We start from the raw sequence: 22,096 nt of genomic DNA, 5'->3' as shown, positions 1-22,096 counted from the left end.
AGCGCCCGATGTCAGTAACAATTGCACCACCAGTAACAGCGCGGCTACCCCAAGCGGGGATCGTTTGCGTGTAGAAATAGTTTCAACGGGGGTCTGGCTGCTCAGGCGGCCACACGATCGACGCGCGGACCGAACGTAAGGAAAGAGAGTGAGCTCATGCGAGTAGGCCTTGCCACGGAGGACCGTCGCCGGTCCCGGGCAACCTTCCGGACAAAGGTCGTCGGCGCACTGGCAGCGATGCTGGTTCTGCCGATCGCCGCGGGCTTGACGACGGCCGGAACCGCGGCAGCCGCGCCGGCACCTGCTCAGGCCGCACCGGCCGCCACCCAGAACCCCACCGGAGCAGCGGTCACGAAGGTCGACTGGCTCAGCGAGCGTCGCGTCGCGCTGTGGGTGAACTCTCCCGCGATGGGCACCCCGATTCAGGTGCAGATCCTCTTGGCCCGCGATTGGAACGTCAATCCGTCGGCCAGCTTCCCCTCGGTCTGGATGCTCGACGGTCTTCGCGCGACCGACAACGAGAACGCCTGGACCTACGAGACCGACGCCGAGTCCTTCTACGCGGACAAGAACGTCAACGTCATCCTCCCGGTCGGCGGTCAGTCCAGCTTCTACTCCGACTGGCTCCAGCCCGACAACGGCAAGAACTACCAGTGGGAGACGTTCCTGACCAAGGAACTGCCCCCCATCCTCGAAAAGGACTGGCGGACCACGCAGACACGCGGTGTCGTCGGTCTGTCGATGGGCGGCACGTCCGCCATGTTCCTCACGGCGCGCAACCCCGGCTTCTTCAAGTTCGCCGCTTCGCTCTCCGGCATCCTCACCACCACCTCGCTCGGCATGCCTCAGGCAATCCAGTTCGCGATGACCGACGCCGGTGGATACAACTCCGCCGCGATGTGGGGACCGCCGTCCAACCCGCAGTGGGCTGCACACGATCCGTACGCGCTCGCCGAGAAGCTCAAGGGCGTCAGCCTGTACGTCTCGAGTGGTAGCGGTACGACCGGCCCGTACGACCAGCCGTCGGGAATTCCCGGCGTGAGCACCAACTACGCAGGCATGGGCCTCGAGATCCTCGCTCGCCTGACCTCGCAGACCTTCGCGACCAAGCTCAACCAGCTCGGAATCCCCGCGCAGGTCAACTACCGCCCGTCCGGAACCCACTCGTGGCCGTACTGGCAGTTCGAGCTTCATCAGCTGTGGCCGCAGTTGGCCAACGCCATCGGCGTCGAGGTCGAGAAGCCGGCTTGCGGCACTTCGGGTGAGATCGGTGCGACGGCCGCAGCCAACGGCTGGATCGGTGACTGCATCACCCCCGAGTACAGCGTCGCGGGTGGCCTGGCACAGGACTTCCGCAACGGTCGCATCTACTTCACCAGTGGAACGGGCGCCCAGCCCGTCGCCGGTCGTATCGCCGGCGCGTACATGAACACCGGAGCTGCGGCCGGCCCGCTCGGCTTCCCGCGTACCCCCGAACTCGGTACCCCCGACGGACGCGGACGCTTCAACCACTTCCAGAACGGCTCCATCTACTGGACCCCGCAGACCGGCGCTCACCCCGTCAGCGGTGGCATCCTCGCCGAGTGGTCCGCACAGGGTTGGGAAGGTGGCCCGCTCGGCTACCCGACTGCCGACGAGATCGCGACCCCCGGCAAGCCGGGCAAGGTCCAGGGATTCGAGATCGGCGCAATGTACAGCAGCGCCAACGGAACTCACGCGGTTCTCGGAATGATCATGGGCAAGTACGGCGAACTCGGCTGGGAAAACGGCTGGCTCGGATTCCCGAAGTCGAACGAGGTTCCGATCAAGGACAACGGACGCTTCACCGAGTTCGAGGGCGGCAACATCTACTGGAGCCCCGGCACCGGTGCATGGTCCGTCGAGAACGGTCCGCTGTTCGACGGTTGGAAGAGCGTCGGATACGAAGGTGGGCGACTCGGATTCCCGATCAGTGACAAGTTCGACATTCCCGGTGGTGTCCAGCAGAACTTCCAGTTCGGCTACATCACGGTGATCGGTGACAAGACAGAAGTTCACTAACTCACAGTGGTGCACGACGGGCGGGCCCGATCACGGATCGGTGTCCGCCCGCGTGCGTTGCGTAACCTGTTGATGGACTTTCGACTGAAGGCAAGGACGGACATTGATGTCGCTTTTCTCGGGTAACCGAAACACTTGTGCACGCGCGATCGCGGTCGGCGCCCTGGCGCTCGCCACCGGTGGCGCGCTTGTCGCGTGCGGTAGTGACGACTCCACTGCAACCTCCAATCCGGTCACCACGACGTCCGCGGCGGCTTCGTCCTCGAGCGGTTCGGCATCTGCGTCCGCCTCTGCGACCACGACGGCGTCGGCTGCGCCCACCAGTCCGGGAGCCGCGGCCACCGCGCCGCCGGAGCAGCCGCAGAGCATCGAGGGCTTCCCGGGTCCCACAGTCGTCGAGGTCAGTCCCGAGGCACAGAAGTTCCTCGACGGACTGAAGGCGAAGGGCATCACCCCAGCCGGTGACGGAAGCATCGCCGTCAACACGGCCAATTACATCTGCGCTGCCGGTCCTCAGACCGACGACGAGGTCCTGACCTTCGTGACCGCCTTCGTCGGCCAGGAAGCGTCGGCGGAAGGCAAGCAGATCACTCCCGAGCAGGCAGGTGCGAACGCTCAGATCTACATCGACGTCGCCAACGCCACCTACTGCAAGTAGGCGCGGGTCATGGCGAGGTCTGGAAAGCGTCGTGGGTGCCTGATCCCGCTGCTGATCATTCTTGTGGTCGCAGCGGTCGTGATCGGCGGTTGGTACATCCTGGCCGGGCGGGTGCCTTCGCCGACTCCGATCCCGCCGAGCCCGGAGCCTCCGGTGTCTCAGCCGGCCAGTTGCCCCGATGTCCAGGTAGTAGCCATACCGGGTACGTGGGAGTCGAGCGCTACCGACGACCCGTACAACCCGACGGCCAATCCGGCGTCGTTGATGCTGAACGTGACCCGTCCTCTGCAGGAGAAGTTCGATACTTCACGGGCCGACGTCTACACCGTTCCGTATGTCGCACAGTTTTCGAATCCGGTGGCGATCCCGCCGGACGGACAGCAGTCCTACAACAACAGTCGGGCTGCGGGAACTGCTGCCACTAACGACTTTCTGATGAAGCGGCACGCCGAGTGCCCGCTCACGAGTTACGTCCTGACTGGATTTTCCCAGGGCGCGGTGATCGCGGGTGACGTCGCCGCGAGTATCGGCGACGGTACCGGCGCGGTGCCTGCCGATCTGGTTCTGGGCGTCGGCTTGATCGCCGACGGTCGGCGCGATCCGGCGTTCGGGAACACCGTTGGCCCGAGCGTTGCCGGTGTCGGCGCCGAGCTGTCGCTGAACGGGCTGAAGCTGCCCGGTCTCACGATGACCGGCCCGAGGCCCGGCGGGTTCGGTGACCTCAACGATCGGACCTATCAGATCTGCGCGCCGAGCGACGGTATCTGCGACGCGCCGGCAGCCGCTCTCAACCCGACCAACTGGCTGAGTTCGGCGCCGCGACTGCTCGAGTACTACAACAACCCTGTGCACGCGATGTACAACTCCTTCCAAGTCGATCCGAACGGCACGACGGCCACCCAATGGATGGCACAGTGGGCTGCGGAGAAGATCGACGCTGCACCGACGCCGCCCCACAGTTGAGTCACCGCCGCACTGTTGATTCGTCACAATCGGGCGTCTCGGGAGTTCGCTCGCGGGTAATCTGCTCGTTTGGTCCCGGTAGAGTGCTGCACGGTCCGGGGGCTTCCTCTACAGTGCTGTCACGTAAGTGACTGGCGAGTAGGTTCGATTTGTCCGAGTTTGTAGTTCGAGTACGACGTACGTGTCCATCACAGGAGATCGATATATGAGTTCCACCCACGGCAGCGATGCCCTACGCAAATTTCGGTTTGCGGCCGGTGGCGAGGGCAACGCCGAAGAGGGTGGTGCGCGACGCTTCGTCAAGCTCGCGCAGAAGGCCGAGGAACTCGGCTACGACTCGTTCATGATTCCGGATCACCTGGGTAATCAGGTCGGCCCGATCGCCGCTCTCGGAGCGCTCGCGGTGGCCACCGACAAGATTCGTCTCGGCGCCGCCGTGTTGGCCAACGGCTTCCGTCATCCTGCTGTGCTCGCGAAGGACGCGGCGACTATCGACGTGCTGTCCGGTGGTCGACTCGAACTCGGTATCGGTGCGGGCTGGATGAAGGAAGAGTTCGACAAGGGCGGCATCGCCTACGAAAGTCCGGGCGTTCGCATCGAGAAGCTCGAGGAGTCTCTGCAGATTCTCGACGTTCTTCTGCGCGGGCAGGAATGCACTTTCGAAGGCAAGCACTATCAGGTGCGCGGCCTCAAGGGCAGCCCGCGACCGCGGCAGGGCCCGCGGCCACCGATCATCGTGGGCGGCGGAGGCCCGAAGATGCTTGCTCTCGCGGCGAAGTACGCGGACATCATCTCGGTCGCCACACCGACCAACCGTGACGGGCGGCTTCTGCTCTCCGGAATCACGATGGAAAAGACCATCGAACGTGTCGAGCGGATCCGCGAGGCTGCCGGCGAGCGTTTCGATGAGATCGAACTCAACTGGACCATCACCATGATCATGATCACCGACGATCGAGAGCAGGCTGCCGAAATGGCAATCGCCGCTCTGGACCAAGGTTTTCCGCCGAACATCGAAGTGGATCGTAAGCTGAGCGTGGAGGAGCTGTTGAACTCTCCATACCTGGCTGTGGGCACTTTCGAGGAAATCGCAGACCAGATCCGACTGGTCCGCGAGAAGACGTCGATGTCGTACGTCGGGGTCTTCCCGACGCAGATGGAAGCGTTCGCCCCGATCATCCCGTTACTGGCGGGCGAGTAGGCCGGAGAATACGGACGATGCGAATCTGTAACATATCGATGGTTTGGGATCGATGAAGTGATTCAGGTGAGTTGCGCACAAAGTGCGATTCGATTGATCGAAGATGGACCCGAGAGAGCGAAGGAAGTCTGGGGCGCAGGCATGAAAGACAGTGCTTGTGTGATCGCTTCGGAGGAGATGGAATGAACGCGCTGTTCGATGGCTTTCTCGACGAGAAGGGCCAGATCCGCCTGCAACCAGGCTTCACGCTGGTCGACTACGTCGAGCAACACTCGCGTGTCAACGCGGACGAGCTCGCGTATCGGTACATCGACTACTCACGCGAGCGTGACGGTGAAGCCCTGGAGCTGACCTGGGAGCAGTTCGGTGTGCGTCTGCGCGCTGTTGCAGCCCGTCTGCAGCAGGTCACCAAGCGTGGCGACCGTGTCGCGATTCTTGCTCCGCAGGGACTCGACTACGTCATTTCGTTCTTCGCGGCCATTCAGGCCGGTTCCATCGCGGTGCCGCTCTTCGATCCGGACGAGCCCGGTCACACCGACCGTCTTCACGCTGTTCTCGGTGACTGCAAGCCGACTGCGATTCTGACTGCCGCATCGTCGGCGGCCGGTGTTCGACAGTTGTTCCGCTCGCTTCCCGCTGCCGAGCGTCCGCGCATCATCGCCGTCGACGCGATTCCCGACACCGTCGGTGAAACGTGGGTTCGCCCCGACATCGAACTCGACGACATCGCGTACCTGCAGTACACCTCGGGTTCGACCCGAGTTCCCGCCGGCGTGGAGATCACCCATCGTGCTGTCGGAACGAACGCGCTCCAGATGGTCGACTCCATCGAACTCAACGAGGACTCACGCGGCGTCACGTGGCTGCCGCTGTTCCACGACATGGGCCTGCTGACGGTCATCCTGCCTGCTCTGGGAGGCAAGTACATCACCATCATGAGCCCGCGCGCTTTCGTGCAGCGGCCGTACCGGTGGATCAAGGAACTTGCTGCGGTTTCCGACGGCGCCGGCACCTTTGCGGCCGCTCCCAACTTCGCTTTCGAGCACGCTGCCGCGCGTGGCCTGCCGAAGGACGGCGAGACCCTGGACCTGAGCAACGTCATCGGACTGATCAACGGCAGTGAGCCGGTCACGACGTCGTCGATGCGCAAGTTCAACGACGCTTTTGCTCAGTACGGTCTGCCCAAGACTGCGATCAAGCCGTCGTACGGCATGGCCGAGGCGACGCTCTTCGTCTCCTCGACCAAGCATTCCGACGAGGCCAAGGTCATCTACGTCGACCGCACGGAACTCAACAAGGGACGCATGGTCATCGTCGACCAGTACTCCGAGAACGCAATCGCGCAGGTCTCCTGTGGGTACGTCTCGCGCAGTCAGTGGGCGGCGATCGTCGATCCCGAGACGCTGACCGAGGTCCCCGACAATCACGTCGGCGAGATCTGGTTGCACGGCGAGAACATCGGTATCGGCTACTGGGGTCGCCCCGACGAGACGGCGGAGACCTTCCACAACAAGCTGGACAATCGGTTGAGCGAAGACAGCCACACCGAGGGCACGCCGGCGGATGCCAACTGGATGCGTACCGGCGACTTCGGCGTCTACGTCGACGGCGAGCTGTACATCACCGGGCGCGTCAAGGACCTCGTGATCGTCGACGGTCGCAATCATTACCCGCAGGACCTCGAGGCTTCGGCTCAGGAAGCCAGCCCGGCTCTGCGCCCCGGCTTCATCGCTGCGTTTGCCGTACCGGCCAACCAGCTGCCGTCCGTCGTGTTCTCCAACACGCACTCGGGTCTGAAGTTCGACGACGACGATTCCTCGGAGCAGTTGGTCATCGTGGCCGAGCGTGCTCCCGGCGCAGGCAAGGCCGATCCGCAGCCGATCGCGGACACCGTGCGTGCGGCGATTTCTTCCCGTCACGGTGTTACGGCCCGAGACATCCTGCTCGTCCCCGCGGGTTCGATTCCGCGTACGTCCAGCGGCAAGATCGCTCGCCGCGCGTGTAAGGCGAGCTATATCGAGGGAACGTTGCGAGGCGGCTATCAGCAGACCGCATTCCCCGATAGCGTTTGAGGAGCAGTCCCTTCATGATCGGTGGCTTGGTGAGTTGATGGTTGAACAAGATGGTGCGCAGAGCAAAGACGTTGTGAGCGAGATGAGTGTCGCGCAGCTGCGTGAGTGGCTTCGCAATTGGATCGCCAACGCGACCGGTCAGCCGGCGGGTTCGATCACGGACGATCGCCCGATGGAAGAGTTCGGGCTCGCCTCGCGGGACGCAGTCGCTCTGAGCGGAGACATCGAGGATCTGCTCGGCGTCACGCTGACCGCCACGGTTGCCTATCAACACCCCACCATCGCTTCGCTGGCTACTCGGATCATCGAAGGTGAGCCCGAGGCGCCGGAGGAGACCGTCGACGCCTCGTACTACGTCTCAGGCGGCGCGACGGACGCTCACGACATCGCCATCGTCGGACTTTCCACACGATTCCCCGGTGCCGGGCACACGCCTTCGGACATGTGGGAAATGCTGGCGGACGGACGCGACGGCATCAGCGACCTCCCCGAGGACCGCTGGGCCGAGTTCATGTCGGATCCCGCCATCAAGGCCGCGGTCGAGAACGCGAACACCAAGGGCGGGTACCTCGACGACGTCAAGGGTTTCGACGCCGAGTTCTTCGCGATGTCTCCGCTCGAGGTCGTCAACGTCGATCCGCAGCAGCGCCTCGCACTCGAACTCGCGTGGGAAGCACTCGAGCACGCTCGCATTCCGGCCAGTGGGCTCAAGGGCAAGCAGGTCGGTGTTTTCATCGGCAGTTCCGCCAACGACTACCAGCTGCTCGCGGTCAGTGATCCGACGACGGCGCATCCGTACGCGTTGACCGGAACGTCGACTGCCATCGTCGCGAACCGGGTCTCGTACTTCTTCGACTTCCGTGGACCGTCCATCGCTCTGGACACCGCGTGTTCGTCTTCGCTGGTTGCCGTTCACGAGGCTGTGCGCTCGCTGCGCAGCGGTGACTCCAACATCGCGCTGGCCGGTGGCGTCAACATGCTGCTGGCCCCTCCCGGAACCCTCGGTTTCGATCAGACCGGGATGCTCGCTCCCGACGGAAAACTGCGTGCCTTCTCCGCTCAGGCTCAGGGAATCGTTCGCAGTGAGGGCGGCGGACTCGTCGTGCTCAAGCGCCTCGAAGACGCCGAGCGTGACGGAGATTCCATCCTCGCGGTGATCGCCGGATCCGCGGTCAACCAGGACGGCCGTTCCAACGGTCTGCTCGCACCCAATCCCGATGCCCAGGCCGACGTGTTGCGTTTCGCGTACCGCGACGCCGGAATCTTGCCGACCACCGTCGACTACATCGAGGCGCACGGAACGGGTACCGATCTCGGTGATCCCATCGAGGCCGACGCGCTCAGTCGTGTCGTCGGTCGTGGTCGTGACGACGACAAGCCGGCACTGCTCGGTAGCGCGAAGACCAACTTCGGGCACCTGGAAGCAGCTGCGGGCGCCGCCGGCCTGATCAAGGTCGTTCTGGCGATGCAGGAAAACAAGATTCCCGCGACGATCAACTACCTGGGCCCGAACCCGCACATCGACTTCGAGAAGTCGCACCTGCAGGTGACGCCCGAGGCCACCGACTGGCCGCGCTACACCGGCAAGGCTGTCGCCGGTGTTTCCGGTTTCGGTTTCGGCGGAACCAACGCGCACGTCGTGGTCAAGGAATACGTGCCTGCCGAGACGGTAGTCGATGAACCGGTTGTGGATGCCCCGGTGGTCGACGAACCGGCAGCAGAGAACGAGAGCACCGTTGTGCTGGCCGTTTCCGGTGCGCTGCCGTCGCGTCGTCGCCGCGCAGCCGCTGATCTGGCCGACTGGCTCGAAACCGAAGAGGGAAGCAAGACGCCCCTCGCCGACGTCGCCCGCACACTCGCGCGTCGCAACCACGGACGCTCGCGCGCCGCTGTTCTGGCGAAGACGCGCTCCGAGGCCATCAGCTCGCTGCGTGCCGTCGCCGCGGGCAAGCCTGCTCAAGGAGTCTTCTCCGCCGACTCGCCGTCGCCCAAGGGCGCGGTGTGGGTGTTCTCGGGCTTCGGCTCGCAGCACCGCAAGATGGCCAAGCAGCTCTACACGGAGAACTCGGCCTTCAAGGCGGCCGTCGACGAGGTCGACGCGCTGATCCAGGACGAGGCCGGTTACTCGATGGTCGAGATGTTCCTCGACGATTCGATCGAGTACAACGTCGAGACCGCCCAGGTGGGAATCTTCACCATCCAGGTCGGTCTGGCCGCGTTGCTGCGTCACCACGGCGCCGAGGCCGAAGCCGTGGTTCCGCACTCGATGGGTGAGGCCGCTGCCGCATACGTGTCCGGTGGTCTGAACCTGGAAGACGCTGTGCGCGTGATCTGTTCACGTTCACGGCTGATGGGTGAGGCCGAGGGCGCACTCGTCGGTGACGACATCCGTCTGATGGCTTTGCTCGAGTACAGCGCATCCGAGATCGAGGCGCTACTGCCCACGTACCCCAAGCTCGAGGTCTGTGTTTACGCAGCTCCGACGCACACGGTGATCGGTGGACCACAGCCGGACATCGAGGCGATCGTCGCGGCCGCCGAGGCCGACGGCAAGATGGCGCGTGTCCTGCAGACCAAGGGTGCCAGCCACACCTCACAGGTCGATCCGTTGCTCGGCGAGCTTGCCGCGGAGTTGGCCGGTATCGAGCCGACAACGTTGAAGCTCGGCGTCTACTCGTCCGTCGACAAGGACACTTTCTACCGTCCCGGTCACGAGCCGATCCATCAAGAGGCGTACTGGGTCAAGGGTCTTCGCCACAGCGTGTACTTCACCAATGCGGTACGCGGTGCAGTTGCCCACGGCCACACCACTTTTGTCGAGCTTGCACCCAACCCGGTGACGCTGATGTCGGTGGCGGCTACCGCTTTCGATTCGGGCCTGCACGACATGGAGCTCATCCAGACGCTCAAGCGTAAGGAAGACGAGTCCGCGGGTGTTCTTGCCGCTCTCGCGCAGCTGTACGTGCACGGCCATGCCGTGAACCTCGAGTCTCTGCTTCCCGCAGGCGATTTCGCTTCGGTTCCGCGTACCGCATTCCTGCGTAAGCCGTATTGGCTCGACATTCGCGTCAGTGCCGGCGGTTCGGCTCGCGTACCCGGTTCGCACGTCGCTCTGCCCGACGGCCGCCACGTGTGGGAGGTCGACGCATCCGCCGTCACCGATCTGGCTGTGCTCGTGAGCGCTGCTGCCGGACAGGTGCTCTCGGATGTCGCTCTCACCGCTGCCGTTCCCCGTGGTGAGCTGGCCGGCGCTGCGACCCTGACCACGACACTCAACCCGCATCCGGGTGGAGCGTCGGTGCAGGTGCACGCCCGTGAGGGTGCTACGTTCCGTCTGCTCTTCGACGCCGTCGTCACGTCGGGTGAGCCGCTGCCCGAGCTGGTCGTCAGCGCGCCGGTCAAGACCAGTGCGCCGATGGAATCCCTGGCCGAGGTCGTCGAAGACGCCGGAGACAAGTGGGATCCGAACGGTTCGCAGAGCCTCGACGACCGCCTCAAGATCGTGGTAGCCGAGTCGATGGGGTACTCGCCGGAGGATCTGCCGGCCGAGGTTCCGCTCATCGAACTGGGTCTCGACTCGCTCATGGCGATGCGTATCAAGAACCGCGTCGAGTACGAGTTCGACATTCCGCAGCTCCAGCTCCAGGCAGTCAAGGACGCGAGCCTCAACGAGGTCAACAAGTACCTGCGCTACGCGATCGACAATCGCGAAGAGGTTCAGGCGATGGCCGACAAGCAGGCCGCGGAGAAGTTGGCGGCCGACGCTGCTGACGAGGACGCTGCTCCCGCCGAGGTGGCAGTGGAACTGCCGGCGACTGCTCCCGTTGCGGCGGCTGCCGCGCCCGCTGATCCTTCGCGTGCCGGAACTGCCGACGACGCAGGCTCGGACGTTCCGCCGCGAGATGCGGCCGAGCGCTTGACGTTTGCGACGTGGGCGGTTGTCACCGGGAAGTCGGCCAAGGGCATCTTCAACGATCTGCCGATCGTCGGTGACGAGGTCGCCGAGAAGCTTGCTGCTCGGCTTTCCGAGCGTGCCGGCGGCGAGATCACTCTCGACGACGTTCTCGACTCCACCACCATCGAAGAGCTTGCGGACGTCGTTCGCCAGTACCTCGAGGACGACGGCAAGATCGACGGACTCGTACGTACTCTGCGTGCCCGTCCCGAAGGTTCCACTGCCGTACCGGTATTCGTCTTCCATGCTGCCGGTGGTTCGACGGTGACGTACGAGCCTCTGCTCAAGCGCCTGCCCGCCGGCACGCCGATGTACGGATTCGAGCGGGTCGAGGGCTCGATCGAAACCCGCGCTGCTGCTTACGTTCCGCTGCTGCGTGAGATCCAGGGCGACGGGCCGTACGTGCTGTGTGGCTGGTCGTTCGGTGGCGTGATGTCGTATGCGGTCGCGAAGTTGCTGCGCGAGCAGGGCGCCGACGTGCGTGTGGTCGGGCTGCTCGACACCGTCATGGCCGGCGAGGTCGTGCCGGACACCGAGGCGGAACGACGCAAGCGTTGGGAGCGCTACGGCAAGTTCGCCAAGCGCACCTACAACCTGGATGTGCCGCTGCCGCTTGACGTTCTGGCTTCCACCGAAGCCGACGAGGATCAGATCCAGATCTTGATGGACATGATCAAGATGAGCGGCGCCAAGATTCCCGGCGGCATCATCGAGCATCAGCGGACGTCGTGGTTGGACAATCGCGCCATCCAGACGGCCGAGTTCAGCAGTTACGACGGCGACGTCGTGCTCTACATGGCTGACAAGTACCACGACGAGCTGATGACGCTCGAGCCTGCATTCAAGACCCGCAAGGCGGATGGTGGCTGGGGTGACTACGTGAAGAACCTCGAGGTCGTCTACATCGGCGGGGACCACCTGCAGATCGTCGACGAGCCGTACATCGCGAAGGTTGCGGCAGACCTCACCACCAAGCTGGCCCAGATCGAGACAGCTCAGACCAAAGCAGCGGAAACCGGAGTTCAGAAGTGACGACAACCACCGCGGAGAAGCTCGCTGAACTCCGCGAAAAGTTGGAGAAGGCAAAGGAACCCGGCTCGGCTCGGGCCATTGCCAAGCGCGATGCAGCAGGGCACAGCACGCCGCGCCAGCGCATCGACATGTTGCTCGACCCCGGTAGCTTCATCGAAATCGGTGCCCTGGTGAAGATGGCGGGCGAGGGCAACCCGTACAGCGACGGCGTCATGACCGGTCACGGAACCGTCGACGGGCGTCCGGTAGCCGTGTTCGCGCACGATCAGACGGTGTTCGGCGGTGCCGCCGGAGAGATGTTCGGCCGTAAGGTCGCAGCTGTCAACGATTTTGCGCTGAAGGTGGGCTGCCCGGTCGTCGGTATCAACGATTCCGGTGGAGCTCGCATCCAGGACGCCGTTTCCTCGTTGGCCTGGTACGCCAACATGGGTTCACGTCAGGAGCCGTTGTCCGGCCTGTGCCCGCAGATCTCGGTCATCCTCGGTAAATGCGCCGGCGGTGCCGTGTACGCCCCGATCAACACGGACGTCGTGGTCGCGACCGAAGAGTCGTACATGTTCGTCACCGGACCCGACGTCATCAAGTCGGTCACCGGCGAAGAGGTCAGCCTCGAGGACTTGGGTGGAGCCCGCAAGCAGGCGGAGTACGGAAACATCCATCACGTCGCTCCCGACGAGAAGGCTGCCTTCGACTGGGTGCGTGAGTACCTGAGCTTCATGCCGTCGTCGTGCCAGGAGAAGGCGCCGCTGATCAACCCGGGCCTCGAACCCGAGATCACCGAGTCGGATCTCGAACTCAATGCGTTCATGCCGGATGCCGACAATGCCGGCTACGACATGCACGACATCATTCTGCGGATCTTCGACGACGGCACTTTCCACGAAATCGGAGCCCAGGTCGCGCACAACGTGATCACCGGATTCTCCCGCGTCGACGGCCTGCCCGTCGGTGTCGTGGCCAACCAGCCCACGTACCTCAGCGGCGCCCTCGACGCGGACAGCTCCGACAAGGCCGCCCACTTCGTGCGTCTGTGCGACGCTTTCAACATCCCGCTCGTCTTCGTCGTCGACACACCGGGCTTCCTTCCCGGCGTCGATCAGGAAAAGGTCGGCGTCATCAAGCGCGGCGGGCGTTTCCTGTTCTCGTACATCGAAGCCACTGTGCCGAAGGTGACTGTGGTGGTTCGTAAGGCGTACGGCGGCGGTTATGCCGTCATGGGCTGCAAGCAGCTCGGTGCCGACATCAACCTCGCGTGGCCGACCGCTCGTATCGCCGTGATGGGCGCCGAGGGTGCCGTCAACATCATGGGGCGGCGTCAGCTTGCCGAGGCCGGCGAGAATGCACCCGCGGTGCGTGCTCAGCTGATCAACTTCTACAACGAGTTCGTCGCGACGCCGTACATCGCGGCGGAGCGCGGATACATCGACGCGGTGATCGAGCCTTCGCAGACGCGTCTCGAGATCCGTAAGGCTCTGAAGTTGCTCGCGGACAAGACGATCTTCAAGAACCCGCGCAAGCACAACTTGATGCCGCTCTAGTTCTTTTTGTCACCGAGGGCGTCGAACTGGCGGCGTAGCGCTTCTATCGCCGCCAGGACGGCCGGCCTTTCGCTGTCTGTCCGCCAGGCGAGGTAGATGTCTCGGCCGAGCGGCGGAACCGTGTCGAGCATTCGAACACCTTCCGGCGGTACAACTCTCGCCAGACGTGGAATCAATGCGACGGCGAGGCCCTGAGCGACGAATTCGACCTGGGTGGGAAACTCGGCGACCTCGTACTCGATTCGTGGGTCGAACCCCTGCGCGCGCAGGGTCCGGACGGTGAAGGTGTGAAAGTCCGTTCCCCGTGTCCACGTCGCCCAGGCATGCTCGGACAGCTCGCTGAGCGCGACGACCTTGTTCTCCGCCAGCGGATGTGACGTCGGGAGAGCGAGCAGCGCCACGTCGTCGTACACGGGCGTGAAGGAGAGTCCGTCGGGAAGTTCGACGGGCAGAGTGCTCCAACTGTCGACCACCACGACGTCGAGGTCGCGGCGAATCAGTGCGGGGAGCAGTTCTTCGGATTCGCCTTCGTTGAAGGTGATTTCGAGCTGGGGGTGCGCGTGCCTGATTTCGGCGATGGCTCGCGGCAGCACTGTCCTGCTGGGGGAGACCAGGGCGCCGATACGTACGCGGCCCGTCACCTCGCTCTGCAGCGACGCGATTTCCGCCTCGGCCTGGGCGAGCGTCGAGAGAACCTCTGCGGTTCGGCGCGCGAGGATTCGGCCCGCTTCGGTGAGTCGCACACCGCGGCCCTGCGGTTCGAGGAGCGGAACACCGACCTCTCGCTCGAGCTTGTTCAACTGCTGCGAAATTCCGGAGGGTGTGACATGCAAGGTGCGGGCGGCAGCCGCTACTGATCCGTTCTCGGCGACGGCGTGCAGGGCGCGAAGTCTTTCGAGATTCAACACAGTAGTAATGCTACCGAATATACGGTCTGAACATTTGCTTGTGCTGAATAGTTAGCGGCAGGAACATTGTCGAGTGACCACACTGACCTCCGCGACCGCGCAGACATCGACACCCACCCGAACTCCTCGGGGGCGCATCGACCCTCGACTGCTGGTCGTCGGAGGCGCAGCTGCGATCTCGATCAGTTCGCTCCTCATCAAGCTGGCCGATGTGGGGCCCTCGACCGCCGTCTTCTTCCGTTGCTTCCTGGCCTTGCCGCCGCTGTTGTGGTTGGCATGGCGGGAGTACCGCCGGGTGGGCAAGCCGAGCCGGCGGGCAGTCGTTCTGCAGGTGCTCGGCGGTCTGCTGCTCGGACTGGATTTCGCGTTGTGGTCGCAGTCGATTCTGATGATCGGCGCGGGGATGGCGAGCGTCGTCGTGAACGTGCAGGTGGTCGTGGTGCCCGCACTGTCCTGGTTGGTGTTCGGCCATCGGGTGCCGATGCGGTTCGTCTTCGCCCTGCCGTTCATGTTCACGGGAATCGCCTTGGCGGGCGGCGTGTTCGGGGGCGGGGGAACCGGCGACGACTTGATGTGGGGAACGGCGCTCTCGCTCGTCTCCGGAATCGCCTACGGCGGCTACATCTTCGTGGTCGGCCGGACGGGCGAGGCGGATCGGGCAGCGAGCCAGGTGTTGATCTCGACGACGTCCGCGGGCATCGCCGGGTCCGTCATCGGATCACTGTGGGGCCGGATCGATTTCGTCCCGGGCTGGGAAGCGTTCGGCTGGCTCGCGGCACTGGCACTGGTCGGCCAGGTGTTCGGCTGGATGCTGATGGGGAACTCGCTCCCTCGGCTTCCCGCCGAGGTGGGCGCGACGCTCCTGCTCATGCAACCGGTTCTCGCCGTGCTGCTGGCAGTTGTGCTGCTCGGCGAACGGCCAGGCGTTGGGCAACTACTCGGGTGCGTCGTCGTTGTCGGAGCGGTCTCGGCCGTCTCCGTACGTCGCACCCGAGCAGTCACCCGAGTAGGTAGCGCAGGCTAGTGCACTCGCATCTCGCCGGGCATCCACATGCCCGAGCGGGTTGCGGTGCCCGTCTCCACCTCTGCCGGAACCGCATTGGGGAAGTACCGGTCGTACCGCTCGAGTGATCCCCAGTCCCGCGCCCAGTCGTCCCTCAGGTACGTAGGAACCGTCGTCGCACCGGCAAGAACCTCGGTGAATCCGAGCGGGCCACCGTTGTCCGCGGACTGCCAGGTGTCGGTGGAACTGACCGCAAGAGGACGGTCCGGGAGGATGCGGAAGTTCGGCATCTCGGCCACACCGTTCTGATGTGTGAACGGACGTTGGCACGGGAACTGAAGGCCGACAGCCCAGTCCAGGAGGACCGGCTGCTCGTTGCCGATGTACGAGTTCAGGGACTCGAGCTTGGGCACGCGCGGCGGCGTGAATGCCATCCACTGATCGCCCGTGAGGTTGGGATCGAACGCGACCACCCGAACGGCGTCCGCGTCCGGCGCGAGTTCGTCGATCGGGATACGGACGTTGCGCCACGACGGCGCGGGTCCGATGTCTCGCGGCATGTACGAACCCTGAACCTGCACGGTTCCGTCGGGCTGAGTCTTGCCGTACTCGACCAGAAGTGACTGGCCGTACGTGATCGCACCGGTGTTGTCGACGGACCACACACGCCCGGCGACGGACATGACCACCAGCGGTGATTCTTCACTGCGAGTGGGCAATCCGTACCAACTCGAGATGAGGGAAGCAGGTTCCTGCACGCCGGGCTGGTAGCTGCCCATGACCGGCGTTTTCGACGGATCGAGGCCGAAGGGGAGCTTGGCCGTGCTGCCGTTGACGCCGACGTTGCCGGTGCCGCCGCTGGTTCCGGCACCGGAACCGGTGGCGAAGGTGGGACCGACACTCTGGCTGTCGGTATTGCCCATGCCCTGCTTGACTTCGATGTAATCCGCAGTCAGATCGCTGGGAACCCCATTGGGGGAGAAGCCCTTCGAATCAACTCCGGACAACGGATCCTCGGCGTTGAATCCGGGAGCGGTCAGAGGCCGCAGATTCCCGGAATTGACGTCGGTCTCGACCAGAACGTCCTCGGCCATGCCGCAGGTCTTGCCCGCGAGTGCCTCGATGTTGCTTCGGCCCAGCGAGTACGCCGGGTACTGCGACACTGCGCCCTTGAGTAGCGAGAGCACCTCGAACAGGACCATCAGACCGGCAATCACGGTGAGGGGAGCGGCCGCGAATTTGCGAATTCGTCTGCCCTTGGCCGTGTTCGGCTTCTCGGGCGGGGCTGCGAATCCCTCACGCAGGTACTGCCAGGCGGCAAACGCCAAGGCGAGAGCAAAGAGCGCGAGGAACAGGGTGTTGGATTCACGGCCGTCGTAGGAGATGGTCTTGTCGAACCACGGCACGCCGTAACTCGAGACGTACCAATAGCCGTTGATGCCGGCGAACGTCAACGCGAGCATCAGGAGCAGTCCGGCCACGAACACCGATCGGTTACGACGCGAGCGCAGGGCGGACGCGGACACGGCCACGGCGGTCAGCGCGGCGAGAGAACCGGCGATGCCCGCGTACGCACCGAAGTGGTGAGTCCACTTGGTGGGGTTGAACATCATCAGGAACATCGTGCCGAAGACGACGCCGACCAGGCGCCACGACGGACCGGTTGCCGCGCCGGGGACGCGGCCGCGGCGCAACAACACGAAGAGCGTCGTGAAGAGGCACAGGATCATCGTCAAGAACGCGAAGCGTCGGGCAACCGAGCCGTCGACTGTCTGGACGAAGAGGTAGTAGTAGCGCAGGAAGTCCTGGTACCACTCGAGATTGGGGCCGATGATCGTTCGGACGCGCGTGGCTTCCATGACACCGGCAAAGGTCTGGTCGGCGAAGATGACCACCAGCACGATGGTTCCGGCAGCGGCGATCGGAGCGAGAAGCGGCAGTGTGCCGACCAGTCGGTGACGTTTGACGACGATGCGTACCAACGGGCGCACACCGGCGAGAAGGGCTGCGATACACATCAATCCGGTGGGTGCGGCGGCAAGAGTGAAGGCGCCGATCAAGATTGCCGTGGCCGCGGGCAGCAGACGTCCGGTGGCGATGGCGCGCTCGATGGAGCACCAGGTGAGCAGTGCGCCGAGAGCCACGATGGGCTCGGGACGAAGACCGTTGTTGTACGCCAGCCAGAAGGACAGGAACACCAGACCGCCGGTCCAGAGGGCGACGTTGCTCCGGCGAACCGCCCGGCCGAGACGCGGGACGACCTCGCGGCTGATGACCATCCAGCAGAGGATTCCGGCGAGCAGAGCGGGCAGACGCATGAACGGGCTCGCGGTCGAGATCTTCGCCATCACGGCCAGCACTTCGTAATACCAACCGAACGGGGCCTCGGGAACGCCGAACCAACGGAAGTAGTTGGCCATGTATCCCGCGTCCGGTGAGACTCGGGCCATGGTGAGGAGGTAACCGTCGTCGGCGGTGTTCGCGCCGATGAAGTGCCACACGACGAGCGTGCCGACCACCACTCCGTCGATACCGGAGAACTTCCACCAGCGTGCGGGCAGGAAGCGTCGGTGCTTGCGGCCGTCGGTGCCGTCGAGGCGAGCCAGGGCGACCAGCGCGACGATGGTCGAGAGGACGGCCACGATCATCGCGACCAGCTTCAAGACGCTGGGGCTCGACGAGAAACGTGAGTCGATCGTCATCGAGAAGCCGAGGCCCTCGGGGGCAGCGCCGTCGGGCAGGTCGCTGAAGACGCCGACCACCTGCGGGCGGAAGTCACCGTCGAGCTGGCCACGAATCGGGTTGCCGTCGGGATACGTCAGTCCGACGAACTCTGCCGTGGTTCGGTTGACGTCGGAGCTGAACGCGATGGCGCCACAGCGACTGGACTCGACGTCCTCGCGTGCCGCCGAAGCGACGACGACGTTGCGATCGAGCACGTCGACGCTCGTCGCGGACACCCGGACGAACATCGACGACAGTGCCGCGCCGTCGCCCTGTGCAGGTGCCGTCGAAAGCAAGATGCCGCCGCCCTCCGGCAGCGAGCTGACCGCGGTACAGGGGATCGATGCGTTGACGTCGATGGGAACCTGCGCCATCAGCGGTGCCTCGACGTCGCCGATCACTCCGTTCTGCGGCCAGTTGACCGAAGCCGTCGTCTGCACGACGGGAAGCAGCGGAGTTGCCAGTGCGAGCACGAAGCCGAGCAAGCCGGCGATGATCGCGACCCATCGCGTGCGATGGAAACGCTCGCGGGCATCCTGACCAGCAGGAGGCGGCGAACTCGAAGTCTGAGGTGAAGCTGTCACGGCGTCGGGCACGGCTACCGATGGTATGTCAGGGCTGAGCGTGGACCTACCGTGCCCAGGTGGTTGGTAGGTCCACGCGTAACAGTTACGACTGGTAACGAATCGGGCCCGGTGTCCAGGTGCCCGATCGGGTCTCTGTGGTGACGTTCATTTGCGCGGGAACCGCGTCCGAATCGAGCGGTGTGTACTGCTCGAGCGATCCCCAGTCACGATCCCAGTCGTTGTCCAGATAGGTCGGCAATGCCCTGGCCGAGAGCAGTTCGGTAGTCCAGCCGAGCGGTCCGCCGCCGTAGTGGTCCTGCCAGGCGTTGGTGGACTCCGCGCCGATGCGGTCGGGCAGGATGCGCCAGTCGGGGATCTCGGCGACGCCGTACAGGTGATCCACCGGACGTTGGCACGGGAAGGCCAGACCGACAGCCCAGTCCATCAGCACGGGATCGGTGGATCCGACGACGTCCTGCAGCGTGCGCATGGTCGGCACTCGTGGCGGTGTGACCGCCAGCCACTGGTCGGCGCTGATGTCGGTGTCACTGGCCACCAGACGCACGGTGTCGGCGTCTGCGGGCAGCTGATCCATCGGAACGCGCAGGTTGCGCCACGACGGCGACGGGCCGATGTCGATCGGATCGACACGTCCCAGTGCGTCGACGCTCCCGTCGGCCTGCTTCTTGCCGTACTCGACCTGCAGCACTGCGCCGGGGGTGACGATGCCGTCGGAGTTGACGTAGCGGATGCGTCCGGCGGCCGCGACGGTCAGGAGCGGTGCGGCGTCGTTGCGCTCGGGGAGTGAATACCAACCGGTGGTCAGTGACGCGTTCTGAGGTGCTCCGTAACTACCGAGCACCGGGGTTTTTGCGGGGTCGAGCCCGAACGGGAGCGCGACGTTGCTGCCGTTGACGCCGGCCGTCGACTGCGAGCCACCGGCGGTGCCGGATCCGGTTCCCGGCGTGGTGGTGCCGGACTGCGAGGTCGAGGTGTCGAGGCTGTTTGCACTGCCTGCCGTCGAGTCTTCTGCGTCGGCCGTGAGGTCGCCTGCAACCCCGTCCGGCGAGAACCCGGTTGATTCGCTCGCACCGAATGCACCCGCGCCGGCGAGATCGGTGGGCCGATCCGTCAATTGCAGAACGCCGGCGTTCGGATCGGACTCGACGAGTACCTCACCCGCGAGACCGCAGCTTCCGCCGAAGACGGATTCGATGTTGGACTTGCCGATCGAATACGCGGGGTACTGCGCGACCGCGCCCTTGAGCAGGGACAGCACCTCGAACAGCACGACCGCTCCGGCCGCGATGGTCAACGGTGACGGGGCGAGAAGGCGAAGTCGCCTGGTCTTCTTGACGCTGTCCTCTGTGCCGTTTCGCCGGCGCGGCTCCATGACGTGGTACCACGCGGCCAGCAGCAGCGCGAGAATCGTGAGGCCGAGGAAGGCCGTCGAGAATCCCTTGCCGGCGATTGACGGCGGCTTGTCCCACCACGGGACGCCGTAACTCGAGACGTACCACCAGCCGTTGGAGCTCGTGAACGCCACAGCGAGGATGAACAGGATGCCCGCGGCGAACAGCGCGCGGTTTCGTTTGGAACGCATGCTCGACGCACTCACACCGACGGCGGCGAGGACGGCCACCGTGGCGGCCAGACCGGCGTACACACCGAAGTGGTGAGTCCACTTGGTGGGGGTGAACTGCATCAGGAGCAGCGACGCGAACACGATGCCGAGGATTCGGCGGGAGGGCCCGATAGCGGTGCCCGGGATCCGGCCCTTGCGCAGGATCATCATGACGCAGAAGACGAGTCCGACGATCATGACGAACATGCCGAAGCGGCGGGCCAGTGAGCCGTCGGGGGAGATGGTCATCAGTGCGTCCCAACGCAACCGTTCCTCGAACCACGGAACGTTCGGCCCGACGGCCGTTCGCACTCTGGTCGATTCGAGAACTGTCGCGAGGGTTTGATCTGCGAAGACCGCGACGAGCACCACGGTTCCGGCGGCGAGAATCGGCATGATCTGGGACAGGAAGCCGACGCGTTTGCCGCGGGCGATCAGGATCTGCAGGATCGGCCGGGCGCCGGCGATCAACGCGCCGATCGCGATCAACCCGGAAGGTCCGGCGGCCAGCGAGAATGCGGCGATCAGCACGGCCATCGCGGCGGGCAACAGACGTCCGGTAGCGATGGCGCGTTCGATGGAGCACCACGTGAGCAGAGCGCCGAGGGCGATGATGGGCTCGGGGCGCAGGCCGTTGTTGTACGGCAACCAGAAGGCGAGGAACACGAGCCCGCCGGTCCAGATGGCAACCTTGTTGCGGCGCACCGCAACACCGAGTCGCGGGATCACCTCGCGGCTGATCACCATCCAACACAGAATGCCGGCGATCAGCGCGGGCAGGCGCATCCACATGCTCGCGGTGCTGACCTTCGCGAACAATGCCAGCACGTCGTAGTACCAACCGAACGGCGCTTCGGGGACGCCGAACCAACGGAAGTAATTGGCCATGTACCCGGAGTGCTCCGAGACTCGGGCCATGCCGAGCAGGTAACCGTCGTCGGAAGTGTTGGCGCCGAAGACATGCCACAGCGCCAGCGTGCCGATAACCAGGGCGTCGATGCCGGTGAACTTCCACCATCGCGCCGGCAGGAACCGCCGTGCACGACGGCCGTCGACGCCGTCGATCCGGTGCAGTGCGTACAGCGAGACGATGGTCGAGAGTGCCGCGACGATCATCGCGAACAGTTTGAGAAGTGTGGGGCTGGACGAGAACCGGGAGTCGACGTCCATGTGGGCGGACAGTCCGGCGGGCGCTGCGCCCTGCAAGTCGGTGAAGATGCCGACAACCTGTGGGCGGTAGTCACCGGTCAGGGTGGTGCCGACGCCGTCGATACCGGTGACCGCCGCGACGGTCTGCTCGGAGTTGGTCGTGATGGTGATCGCCGTGCACCCGCTCAGTTGATCGAGCGGGGTCGAGATCAATACCGAATCGCGGGTGAGTGCTTCGAGGCGGTCGGCAGTGGTGCGGACGGTGAGGCCGCGGGCGTTTCGGTCCGGCGCCCCGTTCGGCATGGTCGAGAGCAGTGTGCCGCCGCTGCCGCCCAACTGGCCGAGAGTGGAACACGGGATGGTGATGTCGAGCGATGTGGGCGAGTAGGAGATCAGCGGCGACGAAACGCTGTTGACGGTCCCACCCTGCGGCCAGTCGATGCTCGCGGCTTCCTGCTTGACGGGCAGGAAGGGCGTAGCGAGTGCAAGAAGCAGGCCAAGAAGGCCGGTGACTATCGCGATGAGTCGTGCCGTCCGGACTCTCTGGGAATCCGATTCTCGGGGAGCTTCGGGGCCAGTGGGCACGGGTTTCGGGGGCACTACTACTTCAGACGGCACAAGGAACGATGTTAGGCGAGTGCGGGCCCGCACATCCTGAGAGAA

General features: G+C 64.6%; 11 protein-coding genes. 8 read left to right on the top strand and 3 right to left on the bottom strand.

All coding sequences use genetic code 11. From position 1 onward, the window contains the following. Positions 1–156 precede the first annotated feature (156 nt). The 7 genes from ABIE52_RS20835 (at position 157) to ABIE52_RS20805 (ending at position 13,459) form a co-directional block, all read left to right on the top strand. Positions 157–2,040, top strand: coding sequence for an alpha/beta hydrolase-fold protein (locus tag ABIE52_RS20835; RefSeq protein WP_065455067.1), 1,884 nt, complete (start codon positions 157–159; stop codon positions 2,038–2,040). A gap of 106 nt (positions 2,041–2,146) precedes the next feature. Then, a complete protein-coding gene (locus tag ABIE52_RS20830; protein ID WP_003943980.1) occupies positions 2,147–2,698 on the top strand; it encodes a DUF732 domain-containing protein in 552 nt (183 codons plus the stop codon). A gap of 9 nt (positions 2,699–2,707) precedes the next feature. Next, positions 2,708–3,661, top strand: a complete 954-nt coding sequence (locus tag ABIE52_RS20825) for a cutinase family protein (RefSeq protein ID WP_003943848.1) — start codon at positions 2,708–2,710, stop codon at positions 3,659–3,661. Between the two features lie 205 nt (positions 3,662–3,866). Continuing rightward, positions 3,867–4,862, top strand: coding sequence for an LLM class F420-dependent oxidoreductase (locus ABIE52_RS20820; protein WP_192712864.1), 996 nt, complete (start codon positions 3,867–3,869; stop codon positions 4,860–4,862). Between the two features lie 182 nt (positions 4,863–5,044). After that, the gene (gene fadD32 / locus ABIE52_RS20815; RefSeq protein ID WP_003943899.1) at positions 5,045–6,934 is read left to right on the top strand and encodes a long-chain-fatty-acid--AMP ligase FadD32; all 1,890 of its coding nucleotides are present in this window, start codon (positions 5,045–5,047) and stop codon (positions 6,932–6,934) included. A gap of 37 nt (positions 6,935–6,971) precedes the next feature. After that, positions 6,972–11,921 (top strand): polyketide synthase Pks13, encoded by a 4,950-nt coding sequence (gene pks13 / locus ABIE52_RS20810; protein ID WP_192712865.1) that lies wholly within the window; start codon positions 6,972–6,974, stop codon positions 11,919–11,921. Then, positions 11,918–13,459 carry an acyl-CoA carboxylase subunit beta gene (locus ABIE52_RS20805; RefSeq protein WP_003943957.1) on the top strand — a complete coding sequence of 514 codons (1,542 nt, stop codon included), beginning with the start codon at positions 11,918–11,920 and terminating at the stop codon, positions 13,457–13,459. Before pks13 ends, ABIE52_RS20805 begins: the two co-directional genes overlap by 4 nt. Here the strand turns inward: ABIE52_RS20805 and ABIE52_RS20800 are convergent. Continuing rightward, on the bottom strand, positions 13,456–14,367 hold the full coding sequence (locus tag ABIE52_RS20800; RefSeq protein WP_065351773.1) for a LysR family transcriptional regulator: 912 nt from the start codon (positions 14,365–14,367) through the stop codon (positions 13,456–13,458). The genes ABIE52_RS20805 and ABIE52_RS20800 overlap by 4 nt on opposite strands. Positions 14,368–14,440: 73 nt before the next feature. Between ABIE52_RS20800 and ABIE52_RS20795 the strand changes: the two genes are divergently transcribed. After that, the gene (locus tag ABIE52_RS20795; protein ID WP_192712866.1) at positions 14,441–15,391 is read left to right on the top strand and encodes a DMT family transporter; all 951 of its coding nucleotides are present in this window, start codon (positions 14,441–14,443) and stop codon (positions 15,389–15,391) included. Here ABIE52_RS20795 and ABIE52_RS20790 read toward each other — a convergent pair. Continuing rightward, positions 15,388–18,690 (bottom strand): arabinosyltransferase domain-containing protein, encoded by a 3,303-nt coding sequence (locus ABIE52_RS20790; protein ID WP_192712867.1) that lies wholly within the window; start codon positions 18,688–18,690, stop codon positions 15,388–15,390. The genes ABIE52_RS20795 and ABIE52_RS20790 overlap by 4 nt on opposite strands. Positions 18,691–18,763: 73 nt before the next feature. Then, on the bottom strand, positions 18,764–22,018 hold the full coding sequence (locus tag ABIE52_RS20785) for an arabinosyltransferase domain-containing protein (protein WP_065455069.1): 3,255 nt from the start codon (positions 22,016–22,018) through the stop codon (positions 18,764–18,766). Positions 22,019–22,096: the final 78 nt, after the last annotated feature.

Origin of the sequence: Rhodococcus sp. OAS809, assembly GCF_040546695.1 — a bacterium.
GTDB classification, from domain to species: domain Bacteria; phylum Actinomycetota; class Actinomycetes; order Mycobacteriales; family Mycobacteriaceae; genus Rhodococcus_F; species Rhodococcus_F qingshengii.
Note: the sequence above shows the minus strand (reverse complement) of the source record. Positions and strands in the feature narration are given on the sequence as shown.

Bases quoted from the DNA above. Each gene is read 5' to 3' on its own strand.
- ABIE52_RS20835 (WP_065455067.1), top strand. From the start codon at position 157: ATGCGAGTAGGCCTTGCCACGGAGGACCGTCGCCGGTCCCGGGCAACC.
- ABIE52_RS20820 (WP_192712864.1), top strand. From the start codon at position 3,867: ATGAGTTCCACCCACGGCAGCGATGCCCTACGCAAATTTCGGTTTGCG.
- pks13 (WP_192712865.1), top strand. From the start codon at position 6,972: ATGGTTGAACAAGATGGTGCGCAGAGCAAAGACGTTGTGAGCGAGATG.
- fadD32 (WP_003943899.1), top strand. From the start codon at position 5,045: ATGAACGCGCTGTTCGATGGCTTTCTCGACGAGAAGGGCCAGATCCGC.
- ABIE52_RS20825 (WP_003943848.1), top strand. From the start codon at position 2,708: ATGGCGAGGTCTGGAAAGCGTCGTGGGTGCCTGATCCCGCTGCTGATC.
- ABIE52_RS20830 (WP_003943980.1), top strand. From the start codon at position 2,147: ATGTCGCTTTTCTCGGGTAACCGAAACACTTGTGCACGCGCGATCGCG.